At 70.4% G+C, this 20623-nt stretch carries 23 protein-coding genes, 1 tRNA gene and 2 pseudogenes; 14 read left to right on the forward strand and 12 right to left on the reverse strand.

Annotated features, from left to right (window positions below; genetic code table 11):
• The first annotated feature begins 176 nt into the window (after positions 1 to 176).
• The 4 genes from ACZ4LX_RS29410 (at position 177) to ACZ4LX_RS29425 (ending at position 3480) form a co-directional block, all read left to right on the forward strand.
• Positions 177 to 821, forward strand: coding sequence for an HNH endonuclease family protein (locus ACZ4LX_RS29410; RefSeq protein ID WP_467641829.1), 645 nt, complete (start codon positions 177 to 179; stop codon positions 819 to 821).
• A gap of 353 nt (positions 822 to 1174) precedes the next feature.
• A complete protein-coding gene (locus ACZ4LX_RS29415; protein WP_467641830.1) occupies positions 1175 to 1651 on the forward strand; it encodes a hypothetical protein in 477 nt (158 codons plus the stop codon).
• 400 nt (positions 1652 to 2051) lie between these two features.
• On the forward strand, positions 2052 to 2510 hold the full coding sequence (locus ACZ4LX_RS29420) for a DoxX family protein (RefSeq protein ID WP_467641833.1): 459 nt from the start codon (positions 2052 to 2054) through the stop codon (positions 2508 to 2510).
• A gap of 295 nt (positions 2511 to 2805) precedes the next feature.
• Positions 2806 to 3480 carry a DedA family protein gene (locus ACZ4LX_RS29425; protein ID WP_467641836.1) on the forward strand — a complete coding sequence of 225 codons (675 nt, stop codon included), beginning with the start codon at positions 2806 to 2808 and terminating at the stop codon, positions 3478 to 3480.
• Here ACZ4LX_RS29425 and ACZ4LX_RS29430 read toward each other — a convergent pair.
• The 4 genes from ACZ4LX_RS29430 to ACZ4LX_RS29445 form a co-directional block, all read right to left on the reverse strand.
• Positions 3467 to 3691: a DUF2277 domain-containing protein gene (locus tag ACZ4LX_RS29430; RefSeq protein ID WP_326662624.1), complete on the reverse strand. Its 225-nt coding sequence runs from the start codon at positions 3689 to 3691 to the stop codon at positions 3467 to 3469. The two genes, ACZ4LX_RS29425 and ACZ4LX_RS29430, sit on opposite strands and share 14 nt — an antisense overlap.
• Positions 3692 to 3944: 253 nt before the next feature.
• Positions 3945 to 4625, reverse strand: coding sequence for a GAP family protein (locus tag ACZ4LX_RS29435; RefSeq protein ID WP_467641839.1), 681 nt, complete (start codon positions 4623 to 4625; stop codon positions 3945 to 3947).
• A complete protein-coding gene (locus ACZ4LX_RS29440; RefSeq protein WP_467641841.1) occupies positions 4618 to 6000 on the reverse strand; it encodes a DUF1254 domain-containing protein in 1383 nt (460 codons plus the stop codon). Before ACZ4LX_RS29440 ends, ACZ4LX_RS29435 begins: the two co-directional genes overlap by 8 nt.
• A 247-nt stretch (positions 6001 to 6247) precedes the next feature.
• Entirely contained in the window at positions 6248 to 6688 is a 441-nt protein-coding gene (locus tag ACZ4LX_RS29445; protein ID WP_467641844.1) for a DUF7144 family membrane protein, read from the reverse strand.
• 359 nt (positions 6689 to 7047) lie between these two features.
• Here ACZ4LX_RS29445 and ACZ4LX_RS29450 point away from each other — a divergent pair, with 359 nt between their 5' ends.
• Positions 7048 to 8469 carry an MFS transporter gene (locus ACZ4LX_RS29450; RefSeq protein ID WP_467641847.1) on the forward strand — a complete coding sequence of 474 codons (1422 nt, stop codon included), beginning with the start codon at positions 7048 to 7050 and terminating at the stop codon, positions 8467 to 8469.
• Here the strand turns inward: ACZ4LX_RS29450 and ACZ4LX_RS29455 are convergent.
• The 3 genes from ACZ4LX_RS29455 to ACZ4LX_RS29465 form a co-directional block, all read right to left on the reverse strand.
• Complete coding sequence (locus ACZ4LX_RS29455) at positions 8402 to 9562, reverse strand: MFS transporter (RefSeq protein ID WP_467642200.1); 1161 nt, start codon at positions 9560 to 9562, stop codon at positions 8402 to 8404. The two genes, ACZ4LX_RS29450 and ACZ4LX_RS29455, sit on opposite strands and share 68 nt — an antisense overlap.
• Before the next feature lie 305 nt (positions 9563 to 9867).
• Positions 9868 to 10575 (reverse strand): B3/B4 domain-containing protein, encoded by a 708-nt coding sequence (locus tag ACZ4LX_RS29460; RefSeq protein ID WP_467641850.1) that lies wholly within the window; start codon positions 10573 to 10575, stop codon positions 9868 to 9870.
• A gap of 164 nt (positions 10576 to 10739) precedes the next feature.
• Positions 10740 to 11387 (reverse strand): FMN-binding negative transcriptional regulator, encoded by a 648-nt coding sequence (locus tag ACZ4LX_RS29465; protein WP_467641852.1) that lies wholly within the window; start codon positions 11385 to 11387, stop codon positions 10740 to 10742.
• Between the two features lie 8 nt (positions 11388 to 11395).
• Between ACZ4LX_RS29465 and ACZ4LX_RS29470 the strand changes: the two genes are divergently transcribed.
• Positions 11396 to 11593, forward strand: coding sequence for a hypothetical protein (locus ACZ4LX_RS29470; RefSeq protein ID WP_467721317.1), 198 nt, complete (start codon positions 11396 to 11398; stop codon positions 11591 to 11593).
• On the opposite strand, the gene ACZ4LX_RS29475 is transcribed toward ACZ4LX_RS29470, so the two are convergent.
• Positions 11586 to 12422 (reverse strand): EamA family transporter, encoded by an 837-nt coding sequence (locus ACZ4LX_RS29475; protein WP_467641857.1) that lies wholly within the window; start codon positions 12420 to 12422, stop codon positions 11586 to 11588. The two genes, ACZ4LX_RS29470 and ACZ4LX_RS29475, sit on opposite strands and share 8 nt — an antisense overlap.
• Before the next feature lie 117 nt (positions 12423 to 12539).
• Here ACZ4LX_RS29475 and ACZ4LX_RS29480 point away from each other — a divergent pair, with 117 nt between their 5' ends.
• Positions 12540 to 13124 carry a helix-turn-helix domain-containing protein gene (locus ACZ4LX_RS29480; protein ID WP_467641860.1) on the forward strand — a complete coding sequence of 195 codons (585 nt, stop codon included), beginning with the start codon at positions 12540 to 12542 and terminating at the stop codon, positions 13122 to 13124.
• 231 nt (positions 13125 to 13355) lie between these two features.
• Here ACZ4LX_RS29480 and ACZ4LX_RS29485 read toward each other — a convergent pair whose 3' ends face one another.
• The gene (locus tag ACZ4LX_RS29485) at positions 13356 to 13859 is read right to left on the reverse strand and encodes a GNAT family N-acetyltransferase (protein ID WP_467641861.1); all 504 of its coding nucleotides are present in this window, start codon (positions 13857 to 13859) and stop codon (positions 13356 to 13358) included.
• A 294-nt stretch (positions 13860 to 14153) separates the two neighbouring features.
• On the opposite strand from ACZ4LX_RS29485, the gene ACZ4LX_RS29490 reads away from it, so the two are divergent.
• The gene (locus ACZ4LX_RS29490; RefSeq protein ID WP_467641864.1) at positions 14154 to 14534 is read left to right on the forward strand and encodes an FKBP-type peptidyl-prolyl cis-trans isomerase; all 381 of its coding nucleotides are present in this window, start codon (positions 14154 to 14156) and stop codon (positions 14532 to 14534) included.
• Between the two features lie 70 nt (positions 14535 to 14604).
• Here ACZ4LX_RS29490 and ACZ4LX_RS29495 read toward each other — a convergent pair.
• Positions 14605 to 14790, reverse strand: a pseudogene (locus ACZ4LX_RS29495) (IS630 family transposase); the annotation flags it as partial.
• A gap of 706 nt (positions 14791 to 15496) precedes the next feature.
• Here ACZ4LX_RS29495 and ACZ4LX_RS29500 point away from each other — a divergent pair.
• Positions 15497 to 15961, forward strand: a pseudogene (locus tag ACZ4LX_RS29500) (hypothetical protein); the annotation flags it as partial.
• Positions 15962 to 16177: 216 nt separating this feature from the next.
• Here ACZ4LX_RS29500 and ACZ4LX_RS29505 read toward each other — a convergent pair.
• A complete protein-coding gene (locus tag ACZ4LX_RS29505; RefSeq protein ID WP_467642202.1) occupies positions 16178 to 17266 on the reverse strand; it encodes an HNH endonuclease in 1089 nt (362 codons plus the stop codon).
• Positions 17267 to 17284: 18 nt separating this feature from the next.
• Between ACZ4LX_RS29505 and ACZ4LX_RS29510 the strand changes: the two genes are divergently transcribed.
• The 5 genes from ACZ4LX_RS29510 (at position 17285) to ACZ4LX_RS29530 (ending at position 20171) form a co-directional block, all read left to right on the forward strand.
• The gene (locus tag ACZ4LX_RS29510) at positions 17285 to 17929 is read left to right on the forward strand and encodes an HAD family hydrolase (protein WP_467641868.1); all 645 of its coding nucleotides are present in this window, start codon (positions 17285 to 17287) and stop codon (positions 17927 to 17929) included.
• Positions 17930 to 18033: 104 nt separating this feature from the next.
• A complete protein-coding gene (locus tag ACZ4LX_RS29515) occupies positions 18034 to 19221 on the forward strand; it encodes a helix-turn-helix domain-containing protein (protein ID WP_467641871.1) in 1188 nt (395 codons plus the stop codon).
• Between the two features lie 304 nt (positions 19222 to 19525).
• Positions 19526 to 19717: a hypothetical protein gene (locus tag ACZ4LX_RS29520; protein WP_467641874.1), complete on the forward strand. Its 192-nt coding sequence runs from the start codon at positions 19526 to 19528 to the stop codon at positions 19715 to 19717.
• A gap of 8 nt (positions 19718 to 19725) precedes the next feature.
• Entirely contained in the window at positions 19726 to 19974 is a 249-nt protein-coding gene (locus ACZ4LX_RS29525; protein ID WP_467641877.1) for a DUF7848 domain-containing protein, read from the forward strand.
• Complete coding sequence (locus tag ACZ4LX_RS29530) at positions 19971 to 20171, forward strand: hypothetical protein (protein ID WP_467641879.1); 201 nt, start codon at positions 19971 to 19973, stop codon at positions 20169 to 20171. The genes ACZ4LX_RS29525 and ACZ4LX_RS29530 overlap by 4 nt, the downstream gene beginning before the upstream one ends.
• A 232-nt stretch (positions 20172 to 20403) precedes the next feature.
• Here the strand turns inward: ACZ4LX_RS29530 and ACZ4LX_RS29535 are convergent.
• A tRNA-Val gene (locus ACZ4LX_RS29535) sits at positions 20404 to 20475 on the reverse strand.
• Positions 20476 to 20623: the final 148 nt, after the last annotated feature.

Below are 20623 nucleotides of genomic sequence, written 5' to 3' on the forward strand. Positions count from 1 at the left end.
GCACGTACTTCAGTACGCCCCTGTAACCCGAGCCCCTTTGTCAGACCTCTTGATGTGACGTGCGCATGTCGCCACTCTGTTACCTGGCGCCCACCCCACAGAAACCTGGCGCCGTCACGATGGCCGGGCAGTTCCCAACGGACCGCCCACAGTCCCCCCACATCAAGGGAGTTCGCATGTCAGGTGTCTACGCGCGTCACATAGCCGTCCTCGCCGCATCAGCCGCCCTCGCCGCAACCACCGGACTGCTCACCGCCCCCAGCGCCCAGGCGGCCATGCCCACTCCGGTCTCCGCATCCACCGCCCGCACGTATCTGAGCCAGCTGACCGTGAAGGCGGAGGGCTCGTCCACCGGATACAGCAGGGACAAGTTCCCGCACTGGATCACCCAGTCGGGTGCCTGCAACACCCGCGAGGTCGTCCTGGAACGTGACGGGACGAACGTCTCGCAGGACTCCAGCTGCGCGGCCGTCAGCGGCAGTTGGTACTCGGAGTACGACGGGGCCACCTGGACGGCCGCATCCGATCTGGACATCGATCACATGGTCCCGCTCGCCGAAGCCTGGCGTTCGGGAGCGTCCAGCTGGACCAACGCCCAACGCCAGGCGTACGCCAACGATCTGACGCGCCCTCAGCTCATCGCGGTGACGGACAACGTCAACCAGTCCAAGAGCGACAAGGACCCGGCGGCCTGGCTCCCGCCGCGCACCGCGTACCGGTGCACGTACGTACGCGCCTGGGTGCACGTGAAGCACTACTACGACCTGACCGTCGACTCGGCCGAGAAGGCGGCCCTGCAGTCCGTGCTCAACGGCTGCTGACCGCCCGGTGACCCCGCCGGGGCCGTCCGACGGCCCCGGCGCCCGGGACGGGCCCCTCCTCCCGCCCCGGAACCGCACCCCGACCACCCCGTCGTTCCGTACCGCACGAACCCGCCACAACCGCACGAACCGCGGCGCACATCTGCCGCACGGGAACCGTCTCCGGGCCGGACGCCGCCCCGTACAGAAGCCGTCGCGTACGGAACCGTCCCACACGGGACCAGGGGACGACGGACGCCCCGGACACCCCGGACGCCCACGGAAGCGGTGCGCCGGTTCGTCGCCGTGCCCTCCGAGAGCCCCAGCCGTAACCGCTGGAGCACCGACGCATTTTCGGCCGAGTACGGCCGATCGTGGCCGACGGCTACGCGGCCCTGCCGCTCGTCGGACAAGGGCGGGCGACGCTCCGCCCTCAAGTAGGCCGCACGAGACCGCGCGCGGCCGCACGGCTGCGCGAAAAGGCGCTCGCCGCCCCCGATTCCCGGGACCGTCCCCCGCTCACCGTCCCGCCGTCGCGGCCGCTCGCACCCCCGGTCCACGACGCGGAGCAGTGCGGCACCGCGCGGCGCCGGGGCGGGCGATACGGGCCGGACCGCCGCTGGGCGTGCGACGGCGAGTTCCGGCGGCAACGCTCCGACCTGGGGCTTTGGGCAGTCCTCCTTGAGCCGCCCGGCCGACCGAAGCGGCGGTTCCGGAACGCGGCCGAGAAGCCGGAGGCCCCGGCGACGGTATGCGCGCTGTCGGGCGATGTGCACCATGCGTACGTCGCGGCGCCCGCCCGTCCGCTCCGGCCCCCCGACCGCGCGTCGACGGCCCGCACCCTCGACTGACCTGCCCTCCCGCGCGCAACTCCACACCCGCACCGCTCAGGGGTGGCTTCCGTTTCACCCGGAGCGGGGCGGGCCGGCCGCCAGGAACGCCGTTCGCGCGGCACGGGCCCACCGGAACGCCGTAGGCGCGAGGGTGGAGGAGGGGACGGGCCCCGGTTCGGCAATCAGCTGACGACGCCGGCCTTGAGTGGCCGGAAAGACGCGCTGCCATTGGTTCAGGCCAAACCGAGGAGGCCGGGGACCTTGCTGGAGCTGGCCTTTGGTCGCTCACTGACCGATGACGCACCGTCGACTTTCAGCCAGTCGACAAAACGTTGAACTTGCAAGTATTGGTGAGGCCTACCTAATCTGTGGCGCTCAGTCGGTTCACGTCCCCACCAGACCGAAGGAGCTCCCCCCCATGCATGCGCGCCTGAATCAAGCCCAGCCCTACGCCCTCGCGCTCTTCCGCATCGTCGTAGGCCTGCTCTTCGCCTGCCACGGTGCCGCCTCACTCTTCGGCGTCCTCGGCGGCGCCATGGGCGGCGGCTCGATACCCGCCGGCACGTGGCCCGGCTGGTACGCGGCGGTCATCCAGCTCGTCGGCGGCGGTCTCGTGGTGCTGGGCCTCGGCACCCGTATCGCCGCGCTCGTCGCGTCCGGCTCCATGGCGTACGCGTACTTCAAGGTCCACCAGCCCGAGGCGCTCTTCCCCCTGGAGAACGGCGGCGAGCCCTCGGCCGTGTACTGCTGGGCCTTCCTGCTGCTCGTCTTCACCGGCCCCGGCGCCCTGGCCCTGGACCGCCTGTTCACGTCCCGCACCACCACGAAGTCCGGCCAGGACCGCGCCCCCGAGCCGAGCTCCCCGGTAGCCGTCTGACACGTTCCGCTCACCCACCCCACGGGTTCGCACCGACCGGACCCACCCACAGCGCGACCTCGCGCCCGCCGGGAACCGCTCCCCGGCGGGCGCGGGTACGGGTCAAAAGGGGCAAGAAGTGCCGGCAGAGCCGCAGGGGAGCGCACGGTACGCCTGTGACGCACGTGAGATGCCCAACATCGCGCATATATAGGGATCTCCAGCTGAACGGCAGGCGTACGCTGTACAGCTGTCCCTGCCGCTCCTGCCGCTCCCCTGCGACGTCGCGGCGTTGTTACGAATCGGGGAGTAGAAGGTGCTTGAGAGTGTCGGTGCGCTGACCGGCAGCCCATGGATCTACGCCGTGGTCGCCCTCTCCGTACTCCTCGACGTCTTCCTCCCCGTCCTGCCGAGCGGCGTCCTCGTGATCACGGCCGCCACGGCCGCCGCCGCGGGCACCACCGGTGTGGCGGCGGACGCCGCGGGCGCGGCCCGTCACGTGACCGAGGTCCCCTCGGTCCTGGCCCTGATCCTCTGCGCGGCCACCGCCTCCGTCCTCGGCGACCTCGTCGCGTACCGGCTGGCCTGGCGCGGTGGCGAACGCCTGGACCGCGCCATCGCCCGGTCGCGCCGTCTCACCTCGGCACATGAACGCCTCGGCGCCGCCCTGAGCCGCGGCGGCGGGGCACTCGTCGTCATCGCACGCTTCGCACCGGCCGGCCGCTCGGTCGTCTCGCTGGGCGCCGGCGCCTCGCACCGGGACGTGAAGGAGTTCCTGCCGTGGTCCGCCGTGGCAGGCGTGGCCTGGGCGGGCTACAGCGTGGGCCTCGGCTACTTCGGAGCGACCTGGCTCGGCGCGAGCTGGCTGGGCACGGCCCTCTCGGTGCTGGCCCTGTTCGTCGCGGGGGCGTTCGCCGCACTCCTGATGAAGCGCCCCGCCGCAGCCGCGGCCGCCGCGGCGGCCCGGGTCTCGGTACCTACGGCGTCCTGACACCACCCCGCACTTCCAGACCGTCCAGCAGCCGGGCGGTCGCTTCGGCGATCTCGTCCACTGCCCGGTCGAAGACCTCCCTGTTGTGGGCGGCCGGGGCGCGGAAGCCGGACACCTTGCGGACGAACTGCAGGGCGGCGGCGCGGATGTCCTCCTCGGTCGCCTCTTCGGGGAGGGCCGGCGGACGAAGGGTCTTGATACTGCGGCACATGTCTCCAGTGTGGACCGCGCCACCGACAACGTCCCGGACCACGGGAACGCCCCGGCCGGACAGGGCCCGGGGCGCGCCCCCGACGCCACGGCGCACGCCGGGCCCAGCACGCCCCGTCACAGCACGCCCCCGTCACAGCACGCCCTCGTCACAGCGCGTCCACGTCACAGCGCGCACCGCACACACCGCAGGCCTCGCTCGCGCGCCCGCCCGTGAGCCCGCTCGCCCGTCAGCCGGCCAGCCCGTCAGTCGGTCAGCCGGTCAGCCCGCTGATCGCGTCGCCGATGTACTTGGCGCCGAGGACGACCAGCACCGTTGTCATGATTGCCGCGTTGTGCCGGCCCATCCAGGTCTTCCACTCCCCCAGCACCTTCGAGGACCGCTCCCCGCCGAACAGGTAGACGGCCAGCGGCAGCGCTGTACAGAGCGAGGCGACGACCACCATCAGCACACCGGCGACGGCCTTGCCGCCCGCACCCGCCGTGCTGGAGGCGATGGAGACAGCGCCGCCGACCGCCAGCACCAGGTTCTTCGGGTTGGCGACGGCCAGCACGGCTGCCAGCCCTGCCGACTTGCCGGGGGTGAACCCGTCGATCGCCCGCATCCACGTGGGTTCCGCGGCGTCCTGGCCCTCCCCCGGCCGCCCTTTCCACTGCTTGGCCGCCATCAGCACGAACAGCACCCCCAGCCCCAGTTTCAGCCACAGCGTCCAGGTGGCAGGGCCCTCGTCGCCCTCGGAGGCGTCCGCCCCCGAACCGGCGAGCACGATCACCGTCACCAGGACGGCGAGCGACACCGTCCAGCCGAGGGCGAACGCGATGCCGTTGGACCGGCCGCGCGGGGTGGCGAGCATGAGGATGACGGCGATCAGCGGCAGCGGGCTGATGGCGATGCCCACGGCCGAAGCCAGCATCTGCCCGATCGCGTCACCCACGGCCGGCCTCCTCGATCCGGCGGACGGCGGGGATCTCGTACCCCCCTTCCAGCACCGCCCGCTGGGGCATGTACAGCCTGATCATGGGCCGGAACTCCCCCTCGGGCGCCGGCAGCCAGTTCGCCGCCGCATCCGGGTCGGACGGACGCTCCCGGCTGAGGTGAAGGGTCAGCGACCCGTCGGCGGCGCGAACGATCCCGGGCGTACGGTCCCCGATCGAGTAACGTCCCGCCGGATTGGCGACGAGGAAGTAGTCCGGGGTGTCGTACATGGTCACGGACCAGAAGGCGTCGACCGGCGGCGGCTCCTCGAAACGGAGCTCGTAGCGGTGCGCACCGCTGAGCGGCGCACCGTCGGCGTCGTGGAAGGTCTGCGCGTACACGGCCTCGTAGCCGTGGTTTCCCCACAGACCGACGCGGGCCGCCACGGCTCTCGTCAGGTAGGAGGCCTCCCGGTCCGCGATCCTCCACTCCGGCGAGTCGATGGTCCCGACGCCGAACCGGTCCAGGTTGTAGTCGAACAGATGAGGATTCATCGACCACCCTCCACCGGCCCCGGACCCTGCCCCGGGCCCGCCCCCCGACCGGCCGGCCGCCTCCACCCGTTCCTTGCCCAGCGCCAGCCCCTCGGTGAGGGCGCGCACGAGAGCGGAACCGGCCGGGACGTACGGCGAAGGCCCCTCCTCCAGGAGTCCCAGCGGCTGGAACCGGTCCTGATAGGCCCGGTCGGCGGCGGACGGCGGGAAGTCGGCCATCCACACCCTGAGCTGCTCGAAGAAGCGGAGTTCCGCCGGTACCCCGGCATCGGGGGCCGGCAGACCGGTGCGGTGCTCACCCGGTTCGAGGTGGGTGAGGGTGAGCTGCTCCTGGAGGGGACGGACCCGCCTCTCCAGGTCCTCGGGGCCGTCACAGGCGTAGCGGCCGACGAGGGTGACGACGGTGGTGGGAGCGTCGATCACCCCGCGCACGTCCTCGGGCGCGGTGCCTGCCCAGCCGGGCGGCACGACGAGCCAGTCGCCGGCCTGCGTCCCGGTGGCCCGGCGGCCGACGTAGGCGAAGTTGTTGGTCCAGGCGTCGACGAACTGGAGGACGTAGTAGGCCCCGTCGGTGTCCGGGACGTGCAGCAGGACCGGTCCGCCGGAGAGGTCGAGCTGGGCGATCGAGTACACGGTGTCGTTGTTGACGGAGACGAAGTGCGCCTCGGCGTCGGCGAGCCGGTCCGCGTGGGAGAAACGGTTGAAGGGCGCGGCCGCCAGAGTGCCGAACCCCTTGTGCAGACACGTCTCGACCATCGACAGGTCGAAGACGAGCGGATACCCGTAGACGTACGCCTCGGCGGCCAGCTCGACGAGCTCGTCCGTGTGCTCCTCGGCCATGGAGAACCTCCCCTTCAGTGGTCGTGCGCGGCGGGTTCGGCGGACGCGCGGAGTGGGCGCCGGAATGGTCCGGCCGCCGCCGGCCCGGGCGGGCGGTACGAGCGCGTGCCCGAGGACCCGCGACGGTGAAGGACCCCGGACGCGGGCGTCCGCCGCCGCCCGACGCGGTGGCTCGCCGCTGCCCCAAGCGCCGGCCCGGCGGTGGGAGCCACCGCCGGGCCGGCGCCGTTGCCGTTGCCGGCGCGCATCAAATGACCGCCTTCGAGCGGTCCGTGCACAGGGCCCAGATCACGAAGGTGTCGATGGCGAGGGAGACGACCGCCCAGATCGGCTGGTAGGGCAGCCACATGAAGTTGGCGATCATGTTGAGCGCGGCCAGCCCCACACCGGCGCCGCGCGCCCAGACGGAGCCCTTGAGGATGCCCCATCCGACGACGGCGATGATGATGCCGAGGACGAGGTGGATCCATCCCCAGGTCGTCACGTTGAACTCGAAGACGTAGTTGTTGATCCTCGCGTAGACGTCGTCGGAGGCGATTCCGGCGATGCCCTTGATCGCCCCCAGTACCCCGTCGACCATCAGCAGAACACCGGCGAACATGACCCCGCCGGCCGCCCAGGGGTTGACGTCTCCGGGCTGGGACGGGGACGAGGGGGAAGTGCCCGGCGTGGGCGCGGTCTGTGCCATGAGGACTCCTGAGCCGGTGGGACTGCACGTCAGACCGACCCTGGTCGGCACGTTCGGGCGCGGCCACTCGGGCGCGTCCGAACGGGTGAAGGAAAGAACCCCGTTGCTATCCTTCGGCCAACACGTGATCCTTCAGGCAGGACACGCAGGACACGCAGGACATGCGGAACAGAGCAGGACGGACAGGAGTCGAGATGCCCGGTCGCCCGAGCACGCGCTGACGTCGTAGGTCGTGATCGACCCGTCATCGCGTGCTGCCTCCCCTCTGCGGCACAGCGAGCCCTTCTCGCCCGAACCACCGGTGCGCCTTCCCGCGCCCCGGCCGGCGAGCGTTGTCCTCCGCAGCTCAAGGAGCTTCCGTGCAGCCGGTCCCGTACCCCCCGTCCTCCCCCGCCCACCAGCCGCCGGGCCTGTGGCGGGACGCCGACTTCCGCAGGCTCTGGGCGGGTCAGACCGCTTCGCAGTTCGGGGCGCAGTCCACCCTGGTGGTCCTGCCGCTCCTCGCCGTGGTGTCGCTCCACGCGAGCTCCGGTCAACTCGGCGTCCTGCGTGCGGTGGAGCAGGCTCCGATCCTGCTGCTCTCGCTCTTCGCGGGCGCGTGGGTGGACCGTCGGCGCGCCCGTACGGTGATGGTGTCGGCGGACTGCGGACGGGCACTCGCGCTGGCGGTGGTCCCCGCCGCGTATCTGCTCGGCCTTCTCGGACTGCCCGTCCTGCTCGTGGCCGCGCTGCTCGTCGGCGTACTGAGCGTGTTCTTCGACGTGGCGTACCAGGCCTCGCTCGTACGGCTGGTGGAGCGCGACCGGCTGACGCGGGGCAACAGCGCGCTGGAGGGCAGCAGATCGGCGGCGCAGATCGGTGGTCCCGCACTCGGTGGACTGCTGGTGTCGCTGTTTCCCGGTCCGCCGGCCGTCGTCCCCGGCGCGTTCTTCTTCGCGCTGTCGGCGGTCTCGATCCGGCGGATCCGCAGGCGCGAACCGGTCCCGGAGCGCGGCGACGGCCCGGCCCGCGTCCGGCAGCAGATCCTTGAGGGCCTCCGCTTCGTGGCCGGCAACGCCTCCCTGCGGGCGGTGGGTGTGGCCTCGGCCCTCTTCCAGTTCTGGTTCGCCGCCCTGATGACCGTCTATCTGCTGTACCTGCCGCGCGCACTGCATCTGTCGGGCACGGCCGTCGGGCTGGCGCTCGCCGCGACGGGCCCCGGCGCGGTCGTGGGGTCGCTGCTGGCGGCGAGGCTGCCGGAAAGGCTGGGGTACGGCAGGGTGCTGGTGTCCTCGGCGGTGATCGCGGACGGCGTGATGCTGTGCGTACCGGCGCTGCGTGACTCGGCCGCCGTCACGCTCCCGGTACTCGTCGGCGTCAACTTCGTCTTCGGCTGCTTCGGCCAGCTGGTGAACGTGACGATCATGGCGGTGCGGCAGGCGGTCACACCCGTACGGATACAGGGCCGGGTCGTGGCGACGATCAACTTCGCCGGCATGGGGCTGACCCCGGTCGGTTCGCTGCTCGGCGGCTTCCTCGCGGGCCGGTGGGGGCTGCGGACGACCCTGCTGGTGACCGCCGTCGCTCTCGCCCTCTCCCCGCTGTTCATGGCGTTCTCCCCGCTGGCACGGCTGGGCAGGCACCTTCCGTACGAACAGCGGAGGGAGCCGCTGGACGCCTGCCGCCAACGCACGGGCGGCGCCCGTACGACTCCGGAGCTCCTCAAGGCGGAGTTCAGCCCGCCCGGCGGATCCGGTGCACATCGCGTACGCACACGTTGGCAAGGGTGGCGACGAGGATGATCACCGAACACCCGAGGAGGATCTGCCGGTTGCTCCAGTGTGCCGAGGCAGCCGCGACCAGCAGATACGCCCCGGGGACGGCGATGCGCTCACCCACGTTGTTGAACGCGGAGAGGCGGCCCAGCTCCCCGTCGGGCACCTGCTGTTGCAGGACGGTGGACCAGGAGACGATGGCCACGTCCAGCCCGGCTCCTGCGACGACGGCCGCCAACAGCACCCAGATCAGGGGCAGTTCCAGCCCGAGAGCCGCCAGGGGAAGCATGATGCCCGAACTCGCCAGGACACAGACCAGCATCAGTCGTCGCGGCTTCCAGAGGAGGCAGACGACCGTACCGGCGAACAGCCCGGCGGCGAAGGCGCCCTGCACCAGCCCCCAGGAGCGGGCCCCGGAGTAGCTGTGGCCGGCCACGAGCGGGCCGAGCAGCTGGTAGCCGGCCAGCCAGGCCGCCACGACCGCCGTACCGGCGGCGGTATAGCTCCAGAGCCAGCTCCGGGAGCGGAACCCGGCCCAGCCGGTACGGAGATCGCCCACGACACCGCCACCGCCACCGGAGGGGACGGACCCGGCCCGGAGCCCCAGCAGGAGCAGAGCGGCCACGACGAAGGTGGCCGCGTCCCAGCCGAGCGCCCAGGCGGGCCCGCTGAACGAGACGACGAACCCGCCGATGACGGGTCCGACGACCTTGACCGCGTTCCCTGGCACCCGTACCAGCGCGTTGGCCTGCTGAAGCCGCTCCTTCGGTACGAGCCGGCTCGCGATGCCCTGGGCGGCAGGTGTGACGAAGGCGGACGACACCCCCGCGAGGCAGGCGCAGACGCTGATCGCGAGGGTCGTCGCCGTCCCGGTCGCGACCAGCAGCGCGACGGCCGCTTGGGCGGCCCCGGCACCGAGGTTCCCCAGGAAGAGGATGCGGCTGCGGGACATCCGGTCCGCGAGCACGCCGCCCACGAGGAGGAAGACCAGGGTCGGCACGGTGTTCGCGGTGAGCACGATCCCGAGCGACTGCGCTCCCCCGCCCTGCCCGATCACGGCGAACGCCAGCGCCACGGGCGCCATCGCCGACCCCGTGGCCGAGACCAGATGAGCCAGCAGGAACCGCCGTTAGGCGGGGATGCGCAGAGGGGACTCGGCGGGGAGCTCCATACGCTCGTACTGATCGGCGGTCATCGACCTTCGGCCCCACCGGTGTTGTCCGTGCCGACACTCAAATCGCCGGCGAACGGGCCGAGACGGAGCGGTTCTCCGGTTCGCGCTTCCGCGCGCCCCTGGCCCTCCGTACGGAAGGAGGACCGATTCCCGTCTGCCATCGGGCGATTATGACCCACCCGCGCCAACCACCGTGCGGCTGCGGGCGGAAGACACCTCCGCCCGACGGCACCGGCGACCGGAGGCAGCCCTCAGACGGTGATCCGGAGCTGTGCGGGGCCGAGGTGGTGCACGGCCGTCTGCTGGACGTGCGGAGCAAGCAGCTCCCGCAGTTCCAGCGCCGCGGCCTTCAGGAGGTGGCCGTCGCGGGTGGCGTCGAGCGTTTCGAGGACGAAGGCGACGTGGGTGGAGTCCTCGGTGACACGGGTGCGGTGGGCGTCGCGATGGTTCCAGTGCCGGGTCAGGACGCCGCTGGTGTCCACGTAGATGATCTCGCCGGGCTTGGGGTTCTCGACCGTGCCGGGCTCGCCGAGCGGGGTGAACTCCTCGCCGCCGTCCGCGTATCGGATGCCGACACCGCCGGTGACGTGGCCGAGGTCGAAGGCGCCCGCGGGAAGGCCGTTGCGGACGGACACGGCGTTGTAGGAGTCGACCGGCGGGTTGATGCGCGGCAGCGCACCCTTCTTGGCGAGGCGCCGCCCGAGCGCGTCGACGCTGGGCCGGATGCGCCGGGGGTTCGTACCGAAGGAACGGTAGGCGGCGTGCCAGGCCTCGATACGGGGGTCGGTCTCGTCAGCGGGCTGCCAGGTGCCTTCGGCGAGCTGCCGTTCCAGTTCCGCCAGGGCGGCGTCCGTGCCGGGCCACCCCTCGCGGCCACGCAGGCCGGTGGCGGTGACCACGGCGATGAGAGTGCCGGGGAAGGCTTCGGCGACGGCGGGGGCGAGATGGAAGTCGGTCATGAGCGGGAATTCCGTTCGTTCGTACATACGACACTGACAGCAGCGGCGAGGGTGGGGGCGGGATGGGGTGGGGCGACGGGCGGGGCAGGAGCAGGACGGCGGAGGCGGGGCCGGGCCGGGCTGGGCTGGGCTGGGCTGGGGCAGGGGCAGGGGCAGGTTGGGGGTCAGGGCTTCCAGGGCCCGATGCGGTCCAGTCGGCGGCGCTGCTGTTCCGCCGTGGGGGCGTCGAGTCCCGTCGCCCGCCGGATGAGGCTGTCTGCCACCGCCGTACGGTGCTCGACGGGTTTGTGGTCGTCGTACTTGAACTTGGCCATGACTTCGGTGACCTCCAGCCGAAGCCCGCGGATGCCGGGCAGCATCCGGCCGTAGGGGGGCCGGCCGACGGCGACCGCGGCGTGATCGCCCTCGGGCTGGAAGTGGGCGAGCTGACGGCGCAGCAGCTCGGCCTTGGCCTCGGGGTCGTCGACGACGGTGGCGCGGCAGGCGAACTGTACGGCCGCGTAGTAGCTGGTCGGCACGCCGTCGGTGGGCGGGGTGCCGGGCGCCGCGCGCCAGGGGGCGGGGATGAAGGCGTAGTCGCCGATGACGGTGAAGGTGACGTTCGGGTCGTGCTCGATCGCCTCCCACACCGGGTTGGGCCGGGCGAGGTGGATCAGCAGATCGCTGCCGTCGGTGGTGAAGTGAGTGGGGACGACAGCGGGCGGCCGACCGGGCAGGCCATTGACGCTGAGCTGCCCGAAGTCGTGACCGGCGGCGATCCAGGTCTGCCATTCGGCTTGGTCCAGGGCCGCGTCCCAGGGCTGGATGAACATGCTGCTCCTTGCGCTCGTGGTCGATGTCGGTGGTGGGGCGGGCGGGGCGCCGGGACGGCGTCGAGGTCGAGGTCGAGGTCGAGGTCGAGGTCGAGGTCGAGGTCGAGGTCGAGGTCGAGGTCGAGGTCGAGGTCGAGGTCGAGGTCGAGGTCGATCAGGGTCGGGGGTATGTGGCTCGGGGGCTCAAGGCCCGGTGGCTCAGGTGAGGGCGAGGAGGCCGACGGCAGCGGCGGCGGTGCCGAGGCCGATGAGCTGGCCGCGGTGGATGCGCTCGGCGAGCACGCTGCGGGCGAGCAGGACGGTGCCGGCCGGGTAGAGCGCGGTGATGACGGCGACGACCGCGAGGTCACCACTGCGGGAGGCGAGCAGGAACAGCAGGTTCGCCACCGAGTCCAGCACACCGGCGGCGACGGACATCGCGTAGGCGGGCCGCTCGGACCCCAGCCTGTCCAGCATCAGCCCGGCGACGCCCAGGGTGACGGCCGAGGACACCGCCCTGCCGATGATCAGCGGGGCGACGCCGCTGTCGGACGGCGCCTGGTGCAGGAAGATCAGCTGGAGGGCTATGGCGGCGCCCGCACCGAGGGCCGACAGCAGTGCGGTACGGGAGGGCCGCGCCACCCCCGAGCCCTGCCCGGCGCTGACCAGCACCACCGAGGCCAGGGCGAGCGGCAGACCCACCAGCCCGGCGACGCCCAGACGCTCCCCCTGCACCAGGCCGACCCCTACGGGCAGCATCGCGGACACCAGCGCGGTCACGGGTGACAGCACGTTCATCGGGCCGATCGCCAGCGTCCGGTAGAGCAGCGCGAACGCGGCGGCCGACACCACGCCGGACGCGGCGCCCCAGACCAGTGCCCCCACGCTGAACGACGCGCCGAGGAAGGGCCACAGCAGCAGCTCGACCACGAGGGAGGCCGGGGCCGCGATCATCACGGTCCGCAGCACATGGGCCTTGCGCGCGCCGAGGCCGCCGAGGAAATCGGCGCAGCCATAGGCGAGCGAGCTGCCCAGAGCCATCAGTAGAGCAATCACGGACAAATCCCTTACCATTCACTGGAACGACCCAAAGGTACAGCGAACCGACCGCTCAATGTCAACCAAACGACCGCACGGTGCATTCCAGTGGTCATTCGCAAGGAAGGTGATCGGATGGCCGAGACGGACACAGCGCTTCGGACCCTCGCGCACAACGTCAGAGGGGCCCGCACCCGCGCGGGCCTGTCCCTGGACGAGCTCGGCCGTCGCGCACAGGTCAGCAAGGGCGCGCTGGTGGCCCTGGAGAAGGCTCAGGGCAACCCCAACTTCGCCACCCTGGTCAGACTGGCGGACACGCTCGGCATCTCGGTGTCCGCCCTGCTGGACGGACCGCCGGAAGGCCGTGTCCGCGTCGTGACGGCCGATGCCGTGGCCCCTCTGTGGACCGGGGCACAGGGCAGCGAGGCCCGGCTCATGCTGACAACCTCGGGGGCTGCCCCGGTCGAGGTCTGGCGCTGGCGGCTGGAACCGGACGAGGAGTACCCCAGCCATCCGCACCAGGCCGGGGTCGTGGAAACGGTCAGTGTGACGTCCGGCCGGATGACACTGGTCGTGGACGGCACCGAACACCTCGTCGAAGCGGGCCAGACGGCGGCCTTCAACGGCGACGCCCCCCACATCTATCGCGGCGCGGGTACCGAGGCCTGCCACCTGATCATGACGGTCCAACTGCCGCCCGGTCCGGCATCTGCCGCCTGACGACAACGCCCGGACCACCGGACGGGGTCCCGTCCGCCCGAGCGTGGCCGGGCACCGTCGCCGCCACCACACCGGGCCCGGCCCCGAACGGCCACCACCGCCGTCGGGCAGCTTTCCCCGCTTCAGCACGCCCGATCCCCCACCCGGTCCCCCACCCCAACCCCCATCGCCGACCACGATCACGAGCACGAGGGCAAGGAAGCCCCGAGGCGCGGCCCGACGGGACCCGCATCACGGCAACGAGCGTACGAGCCAAACCACTTCACCGCTGTCGTCCGTGGAAATGTGATCGCGATGGAACCCGAGCTTTTCCAGGACACGGAACGACGGCGTGTTCCACGAGCCGACGGTCGCCCAGAGCCGTTTGCGCCCGGTCGCCGCAGCGGCTTCGAGCACAGCACCGGCCGCCTCGGTGGCATACCCCTGCCCATGCGCACGCCGGAACAGCTCATACGCGATCTCGGGCTCCTCCACGGTGGAGCGCCCGGTGATCAACCCGCAGTAGCCGATGAAATCGCCTTCGTCACGGCGCTGGACGGGCAACAGGGCCAAACCGGTCGTCTCCGTCTCGGCGAGCAGCTTCGCGATGGACGTGCGGGTGCGCTCCACCGTGGGTGTCCCTTTGCCGCGTTCGGCGAGGAGGGCGCTGAACTCGGCAGCGTCCGAATCGGTCCACGGCCGCAGTATCAGCCGTTCGGTTTCGAGGTGGAACGGCATCGTCTCGTACGTTGACATGCCCCCACCCTGCCGCACAGGCCACCGGGCGCCACCGGGACGGGACCCACAACGGACGAGGCGGTTCCCGGCGGCACTCACGGACATCGGGTGCGCGTGCCGCGCGTACACCGGCTCGACCTCGACGCGCCGGCGGACGGGCTGCCCGGGCGCAGGTCCGCGCCCGTCCGCGCCCCCGCACTCCTGGGGATCGGCGTATGCCGCGACACGGCGATCCGGTGATCTACTGCATGGAAACATCCCCGCCCGGCCGGTCCGTACGAGGGCCTCCGGCGGCAAGCGAATGAGGCGGCAATGAGTGAACCGACGAAGCCCGGGATCGACCTTCCGGAGGGTGACGCGCCCACCGAACTGACGATCCGCGACCTCGTCGTCGGGGACGGGCTGGAGGCGAAGCCCGGCAGGGTCGTCCACGTTCACTACGTCGGGGTCACCTTCGCGTCCGGAAGGGAATTCGACTCCTCCTGGGACCGGGGCCGACCGTTCAAGTTCGCCGTGGGCGGCGGCAAGGTCATCAAGGGCTGGGACCGCGGCGTCAGAGGGATGAGGGTCGGCGGCCGACGCGAGATCATCGTTCCCCCGCGCCTCGGTTACGGCAACCAGGCACCCTCGTCCCTGATCCCGGCGGGCTCGACACTCGTCTTCGTGGTGGACCTGCTCTCCGTCGCGGTCTGAGGCGCCGGCAGCGTCCGGCAGTCCCGGGAAGGATCGAGCCCCTCCACCGCAGAGCCCACTACCGGAGCGTCCGGACCCGGTCCGCGCTGGTGAACGTCACCTCGGCGCTCTTCGCCACCGGCATGTGCCGGGCGGGCAGCAGCACCATCTGGGCCCGCCGCCACGTCACCACCGACCCGGTGCCTCTGCGGATGATCCGCAGCAACCGCCCGCCCTCGTCGTCGTCAATCTCGCGGACCCGCAAGCGCTCAGCCACATGATCATTCTGGCGCTCCGGTACAACCCTGACGAGCGACCGGGCGACACGTCAGGACAGGGTGAACATGGCCTGATGCGGCACCAGATCAAGTGCGGGCCGATGCCCGGCCGCTCACGGTGCGCGCCTCTTCAGCAGGCCTTCATGCCATCGAAGGTGGCCCACGGGTTGGAACGACTGTGTGTCCATGTCTGCGTAGGAGGCTTGAAAGGCAGGCACATGCTGTCGACTCCGTTGTTCCAGACGAACTTGCGATAGAGCGTGACCCCGGTCGAACAGGTGCTCGTGGCAGTTGCCTTCGAGTGATCGGGCCAGACCCGGTACGTCACGTAGCATCCACCGGCGGCTGAGGCCGACGTTGCGGTCGCCATGCCCAGCCCGGCACTGGACAACAGAACGACAACGGACAACAGGCCGACTTTCGCGCGTCGCGCATGTGTGCGCACATTTCCCCCTCGAACCTGGCGCCAAATCTGGCGCTCCAGCTGTATCTCATAAGGCTGACATATGGGAACGGAACACGGAACCCGCAACTGTGAAGGTTCGGCCGGGGGCCTCGCCCATTGCGCTTCAAGCCCCATTACCCGATCGGTAGCCACTCAAGGAGTTCCCTGAATTCAGAGACGGCTGCGGCGCTCCGAACGGTAAGCCGGGACGCCACACGACGGCTTGCCCGATTGGGCGAGAATGTTCTTGGTCTTTCGGCCGGCGGCGGGCGACCTACAGCCGCTACGGCGGAGTGCGCCACCTCTTCACCGCCTACGACCTGGGCAAGGACAAGCTCTACGGTCACATCAAGCCGGTCAAGAAGCGCCCCCGGTTCCTGGAGTTCTGCCGCTGCCTGCGCACCCTCCACCCGGCGTCAGTGCGGATCGCGATCGTCTGCGACAACCTCCCACCGCACCCGACGGCCAAGCGCTGCCGGCGCGTCGGCGACGGAGCCGCCACCAGTAACGTCGAGATCGCCTGCACCCCGACCAACAGTTCCTGGCTCAACCGGATTGAGGCCCAGTTCACGGCCCTGCGCCACTTCACCCTCGACGGGCCGACCACCCCAGCCATAAGGGACAAGGAACAAAGCAGCATGATCCGCCGCTACCTCATGCGGCGAAACCGCCGTGCCGACGACCGGCACCTACGTGACGTCGTCGGCAGGGAAAAGATTGCCTGATCCGGCACCACAGTGCGATGCGCGCCGGCTGATCCACCTGAGGGGAGGCCGACTGACCTGAAGCTCGGGGGCCGGGTCCGGATCCAGGCCGGTGTCCGGTCCGGACCGGACACCGGCAATCAGCCGCCGCTCACCCCGTACGGCGGGCAACAGCCTCACGGGGCCGTCATACCGCCACCCGACCACACCCGCGCGACGTCAGCAGCAGATATCAGCTCACAGTTCCTGCAGCCGCTCGTCAGCAGCCGGGCGCGGTCGCGCCAGGACTGCCGCAGCCCGCCTGTCGTCCGCATGTTTCTGCTCTATCGAGAATCGCAGTTCACCAGGGGTCGGCCATGGTGCGCGCCGGTGAATCATGCGGTGGCAGTTGGCACAGATGAGGGCGAGGTCGATGAGCTTGGTCCGCCCCTCTCCCGCCAAATGGAGCGGAACGACGTGATGGCACTCGATGTACCCGGCGCCGCGGTCCCCGTTGACCCGCTCGAAGTCGAAGCCGCATGCCTCGCAAGCGAGCCGGCGCCCCTGACGCAACACTGCATCGATCTTCCTCTTGCGCAGCGCCTTGCTCCGCTCGCGGCGCCGATGACTGCGTAGCAGCAACTTGCCCTCGGGAGCACCGTGGTCATCCTCCTCATCGGCCTCCGGGAGCAGGTCCTGGAAATCGCCTGAAGTCAGGCCATTCCTGATGCGCTGGGCTACCTCCGCCATCTCGGCAGGCCGTGCCAGGAAGTCGTTCATGACTTCGACATCGAGAGCGTTGCCGTTGGTGGGCTTCCCTCGGTACCCCGGGTGCCGGGAAGTGATGTCGACCGTTTTACGAGCTACACCATTGGGATTCCTGAACAACTCGTTGCGAATTTCTACAGGATGGATCGGCATGGTCTGCAGGAGTGCAGACAGCTCGATCACACGCGGGTCGTCGAACTCCAGCCTTTTCCAAGCGTTGGCCATGGCCAGATCGCAAGCGAGGATGATTTCGTCGCGGGTCCAATCGGGACTTCGGGACGAGCGGATGACGAACCCGAGCTGGGCGAGCCACCTGGCTGCGTGAGAACGTCCCCCGATCAACTCGTCCGGCCTCAACGCGCGCCCCTGACCGAACTTATGGGCTACGCCGGCGATGGCCTTGGAGTCGTACGTCCGGTTCTCGTGCACGAGGAGATACCCGGTCGCAGGCTTGTATCCGTACTCGGACAGGAACTGATCACGGCCCAACTCGTCGTACAAGGCGATGGATTTGAGGACATCGTCCTGATTGATCGCACCTCTGCGCTTGGAGGAAGCGTACGTGCGGCCACTGACAATGCCTCGCGTAGTGTCGGAATGGTGATTGAGACCATCGTCTTCGACGTCGGCGAGACCCTGATCCGCGACGACCGGTACTGGGGTGCCTGGGCGGCCTGGCTCGACGTACCGCCCCATACACTCAGCGCCCTCGTTGGCGCTGCGGTGGTCCAGGGACGGGACAACGCCGACGCCGTGCGGCTGCTGCGACCCGGCATCGACATTGCCGCTGAGTACGCAGCCCGCGAGGCGGCCGGCCGCGGTGAATCTCTCGACGAGCGTGACCTGTACGAAGATGTCCGCCCGGCGCTTGCCGCGTTGCAGGGCCTCGGCGTACGCGTCATCGTGGCCGGCAACCAGACCGAGAAGGCGGCAGTGCTTCTGCGCGCCCTCGATCTCCCCGCCGACCTTGTGGTCATGTCCGGGGAATGGGGTGTCGCCAAGCCGGCGCCCGAGTTCTTCGCCCATGTCCTGGAGGTGTCCGGGACGGCTCCCCGGTCAACGCTGTACGTGGGCGATCACCCCGCGAACGACATCTTTCCGGCCAAGGAGGCAGGGTTGCTGACTGCCCACATCCGCCGTGGTCCGTGGGGCTTCTGGTGGGCGGACGACCCCGAGGTCCGCGCTGCAGCAGACTGGTCGATCAACTCGCTGACCGACCTACGGGACGTCATCTCTCCGTGACCGAAGCGGACCCGCCCCGAGCCCGTATCGGAGTGGGGCCGTCTGCTCACCAACTCGCACAGCGGCCGGTACGGTTCGAGGTGGAAGCCTCGAACGGAGCAAGAATGCCACCGACCCGGCGGGGTTCGGCAGGCCGACGCATTGCTTACTACCGCAGCGTCGCCCGCCCGAAAATGACCCAGCAGCAACTCGCCGAGCGCGCCCATGTCTCACTCGGCACCATTCGGAAGATCGAGCGCGGAGAGCGTGGTGTCACCGACGACACTCTCGACGCCATCGCCCGCGCGCTCAACGTGGCCCCGTCCCGCCTCGTTGCCGACCGCGAGCACGTCTCCACCCGCATCCGGGACGCGCTCCCCGCGTTGTCGGCGACCCTCGCCACCTACGACATGCCGGAGGACGGACCGGTCCGGCCGCTGCCCCAGCTGCGGGCGGCGGTGGCCGAGGCGACGGCGTGGCGCCTGTCCGCCCAGTACCTCCAGATCGCCCGGACGCTGCCAGGCCTGCTGGCCGAACTCGCCCGCGCCAGGAAGGCACTTCACCGAGCGGACCGGTCCGACATCGCCGGCCTTCTGGTGACCGCGTATCGCTGCGCAGACTCCGTCGCGTACAAGTACGGAGCACACGACTTATCCGCCCGACTTGTCGAGCTGATGCGCTTGGCGGCACCTGGCGCCGACGACCCGCTCCTGCACGCCACGGTGAGTTACGTCCGTACCGAGACATTCTTCGCCGCCCGAGCCCACGCTCCTGGGCTGCGCGCACTGGAACAGGCTGTCGACGCCTGCCCTGAGCCTGCCGGCCACGAGGCGATTGCGGCCCGCGGCGCCCTCCACATGCGGGCCGCCGTCATCGCTGGGCGGGCCGGTTACCCAGATGCCGCCGACAAGCACCTGGGCGAGGCACGCGCCCTGGGCGACCGAGTGAGCGAGGGTATCTACCGGGGCACCGCGTTCGGCCCGGACAGTGTCCGCATTCACGAGGTCAGCGTCGCCGTCGGCCTCGGCACCGATCACGTGCAACGCGCCTTCGACGTGGCGCGCGAATGGAAGCCGCCCGCCCACCTGCCGGCCGAGCGACGCAGCGGCTTCTACATTGAGCTCGCCCGGGCGCAACTGTGGGGCGGGCACACATACGACTCGTTCGAGTCGCTCAAGGTCGCCCGACACATTGCCCCACAGCACACCCGCGAGCACCCCTGGGTGCGAGAGGACGCGGCCACGCTGCGGCGCCTGAAGCGAGCTGACGCCGAGACGCTCACCAACTTTGCCGAATGGTGTCACGCCGACTAGATCCCCCCGCTACCCCTTGCTGGGGTACTTGTGCACCGTGCCGCAGCCCATGATCTGTCCCGTCAGCAGGAACCGGGCAGATGGGACAGGCCATGAGTGCACCGAGCACCGAACCGGCAGTAGACCAGCCACACTTCGCCCGACTACATGGCGAGGCGTGTTGGGACCGCGGAACCGCGACAGGGCCACTCACCCCGGCCGACGACATCATCCTCGATGACGACGCCCGGAACTGGGCGGTCATGACCTGTCCGGCCCACCAAGGCAGGCGGCTGTCGTGAGCACCAGAGCACTACCGCCTGTCATGTCGTTGACAGAGCAGCAGCAGCGCGGATGGCGCTGCGTCTGGTGCCGGCACCCGCTCACCACGGGGGCGGACGTCAATCTGGGTGAGCAGCGCGCCACACCGGATGGCGGCGCCGCGTACTCCTGGTTCCCGAGGGCCTGCCGCGACGCCGCCGCGTACGCCGACCGGGAAGCGGGGCAGGCCCGATGATCCGTTCAGTGATCCGCCATGCGGACTGGTCGATCGGCGTCGGCGCCACGCCTGGCGCCTCGGGCCCCATGCACGAAATGGAGTGCACCACCTGCATGCGGCGGTCCGACGCGGACGAGCAGCGGACGCCGCCCGAGGACTGGGCCCTGCGGCATGCCGGCCGCGATCCGGACCACCGCGACTACCGGGCGATCATCACGTCGTTCCTCCGCGTCACCCCGGCCCCGGGCAACCCGCTGCACAGGGAGAAGCCGTGACGACGCGACCGAAACCGCAGTGCATCTCCTGCGGCACCGACCGGCGGGTGGAGCTGATCGGCGGTCGCCGGGCCGGCGAGGCGTACGGATGTCCGGCACATCTGGGCGGTCTGCGCGGGCGAGTGGGCAGCGTGGTCGATGACCTGATCTGGCTCCAGGAGACGCGACCACAGCGCATGCTCGACCGAAAGCTCTGAGCTTCGCGTCGCACCCGAAGCCGTCGGCGGCCGGAGTGCAGCGTGCGACGGGCCTGTTCCCGGACGAGGTCGCCAAGGGCTCCGACACCCGGAACAGAGCTTCCGCATCAGGGGGACGGGCGAAGCGATGCCGCTCCCCGGAGGAGTCGCGGCGGAATCACTGAGCAACGAACAAGGCCCAGGCTCTCGGCATACTGCCGGTGACCTGGGCCTTCGTCGTGCTACCTATGGGTGGGCGCGGACGGTTTCGAACCGCCGACATCTGCTTTGTAAGAGCAGCGCTCTACCCCTGAGCTACGCACCCGTGGATGAGGCAACAGGTTACATGCCTCACGGCGCCCGCCGACAATCGGTTACCCGGCCCGACGCCCCCGGCCAGCGCCCCCGGCCGAACGGCCCCGACCGCCCCGCACGCCAGGCCCGACCCGACCGACCCCACCGCCCGCGTCGCC

The organism is Streptomyces sp. NPDC026062 (assembly GCF_055568375.1).

Coding starts and splice junctions, on each gene's coding strand:
- ACZ4LX_RS29460 (WP_467641850.1), bottom strand. CDS start 10,575: ATGACCGACTTCCATCTCGCCCCCGCCGTCGCCGAAGCCTTCCCCGGC.
- ACZ4LX_RS29465 (WP_467641852.1), bottom strand. CDS start 11,387: ATGTTCATCCAGCCCTGGGACGCGGCCCTGGACCAAGCCGAATGGCAG.
- ACZ4LX_RS29420 (WP_467641833.1), top strand. CDS start 2,052: ATGCATGCGCGCCTGAATCAAGCCCAGCCCTACGCCCTCGCGCTCTTC.
- ACZ4LX_RS29410 (WP_467641829.1), top strand. CDS start 177: ATGTCAGGTGTCTACGCGCGTCACATAGCCGTCCTCGCCGCATCAGCC.
- ACZ4LX_RS29480 (WP_467641860.1), top strand. CDS start 12,540: ATGGCCGAGACGGACACAGCGCTTCGGACCCTCGCGCACAACGTCAGA.
- ACZ4LX_RS29490 (WP_467641864.1), top strand. CDS start 14,154: ATGAGTGAACCGACGAAGCCCGGGATCGACCTTCCGGAGGGTGACGCG.
- ACZ4LX_RS29510 (WP_467641868.1), top strand. CDS start 17,285: ATGGTGATTGAGACCATCGTCTTCGACGTCGGCGAGACCCTGATCCGC.
- ACZ4LX_RS29520 (WP_467641874.1), top strand. CDS start 19,526: ATGTCGTTGACAGAGCAGCAGCAGCGCGGATGGCGCTGCGTCTGGTGC.
- ACZ4LX_RS29485 (WP_467641861.1), bottom strand. CDS start 13,859: ATGTCAACGTACGAGACGATGCCGTTCCACCTCGAAACCGAACGGCTG.
- ACZ4LX_RS29430 (WP_326662624.1), bottom strand. CDS start 3,691: ATGTGCCGCAGTATCAAGACCCTTCGTCCGCCGGCCCTCCCCGAAGAG.
- ACZ4LX_RS29445 (WP_467641844.1), bottom strand. CDS start 6,688: ATGGCACAGACCGCGCCCACGCCGGGCACTTCCCCCTCGTCCCCGTCC.
- ACZ4LX_RS29515 (WP_467641871.1), top strand. CDS start 18,034: ATGCCACCGACCCGGCGGGGTTCGGCAGGCCGACGCATTGCTTACTAC.
- ACZ4LX_RS29440 (WP_467641841.1), bottom strand. CDS start 6,000: ATGGCCGAGGAGCACACGGACGAGCTCGTCGAGCTGGCCGCCGAGGCG.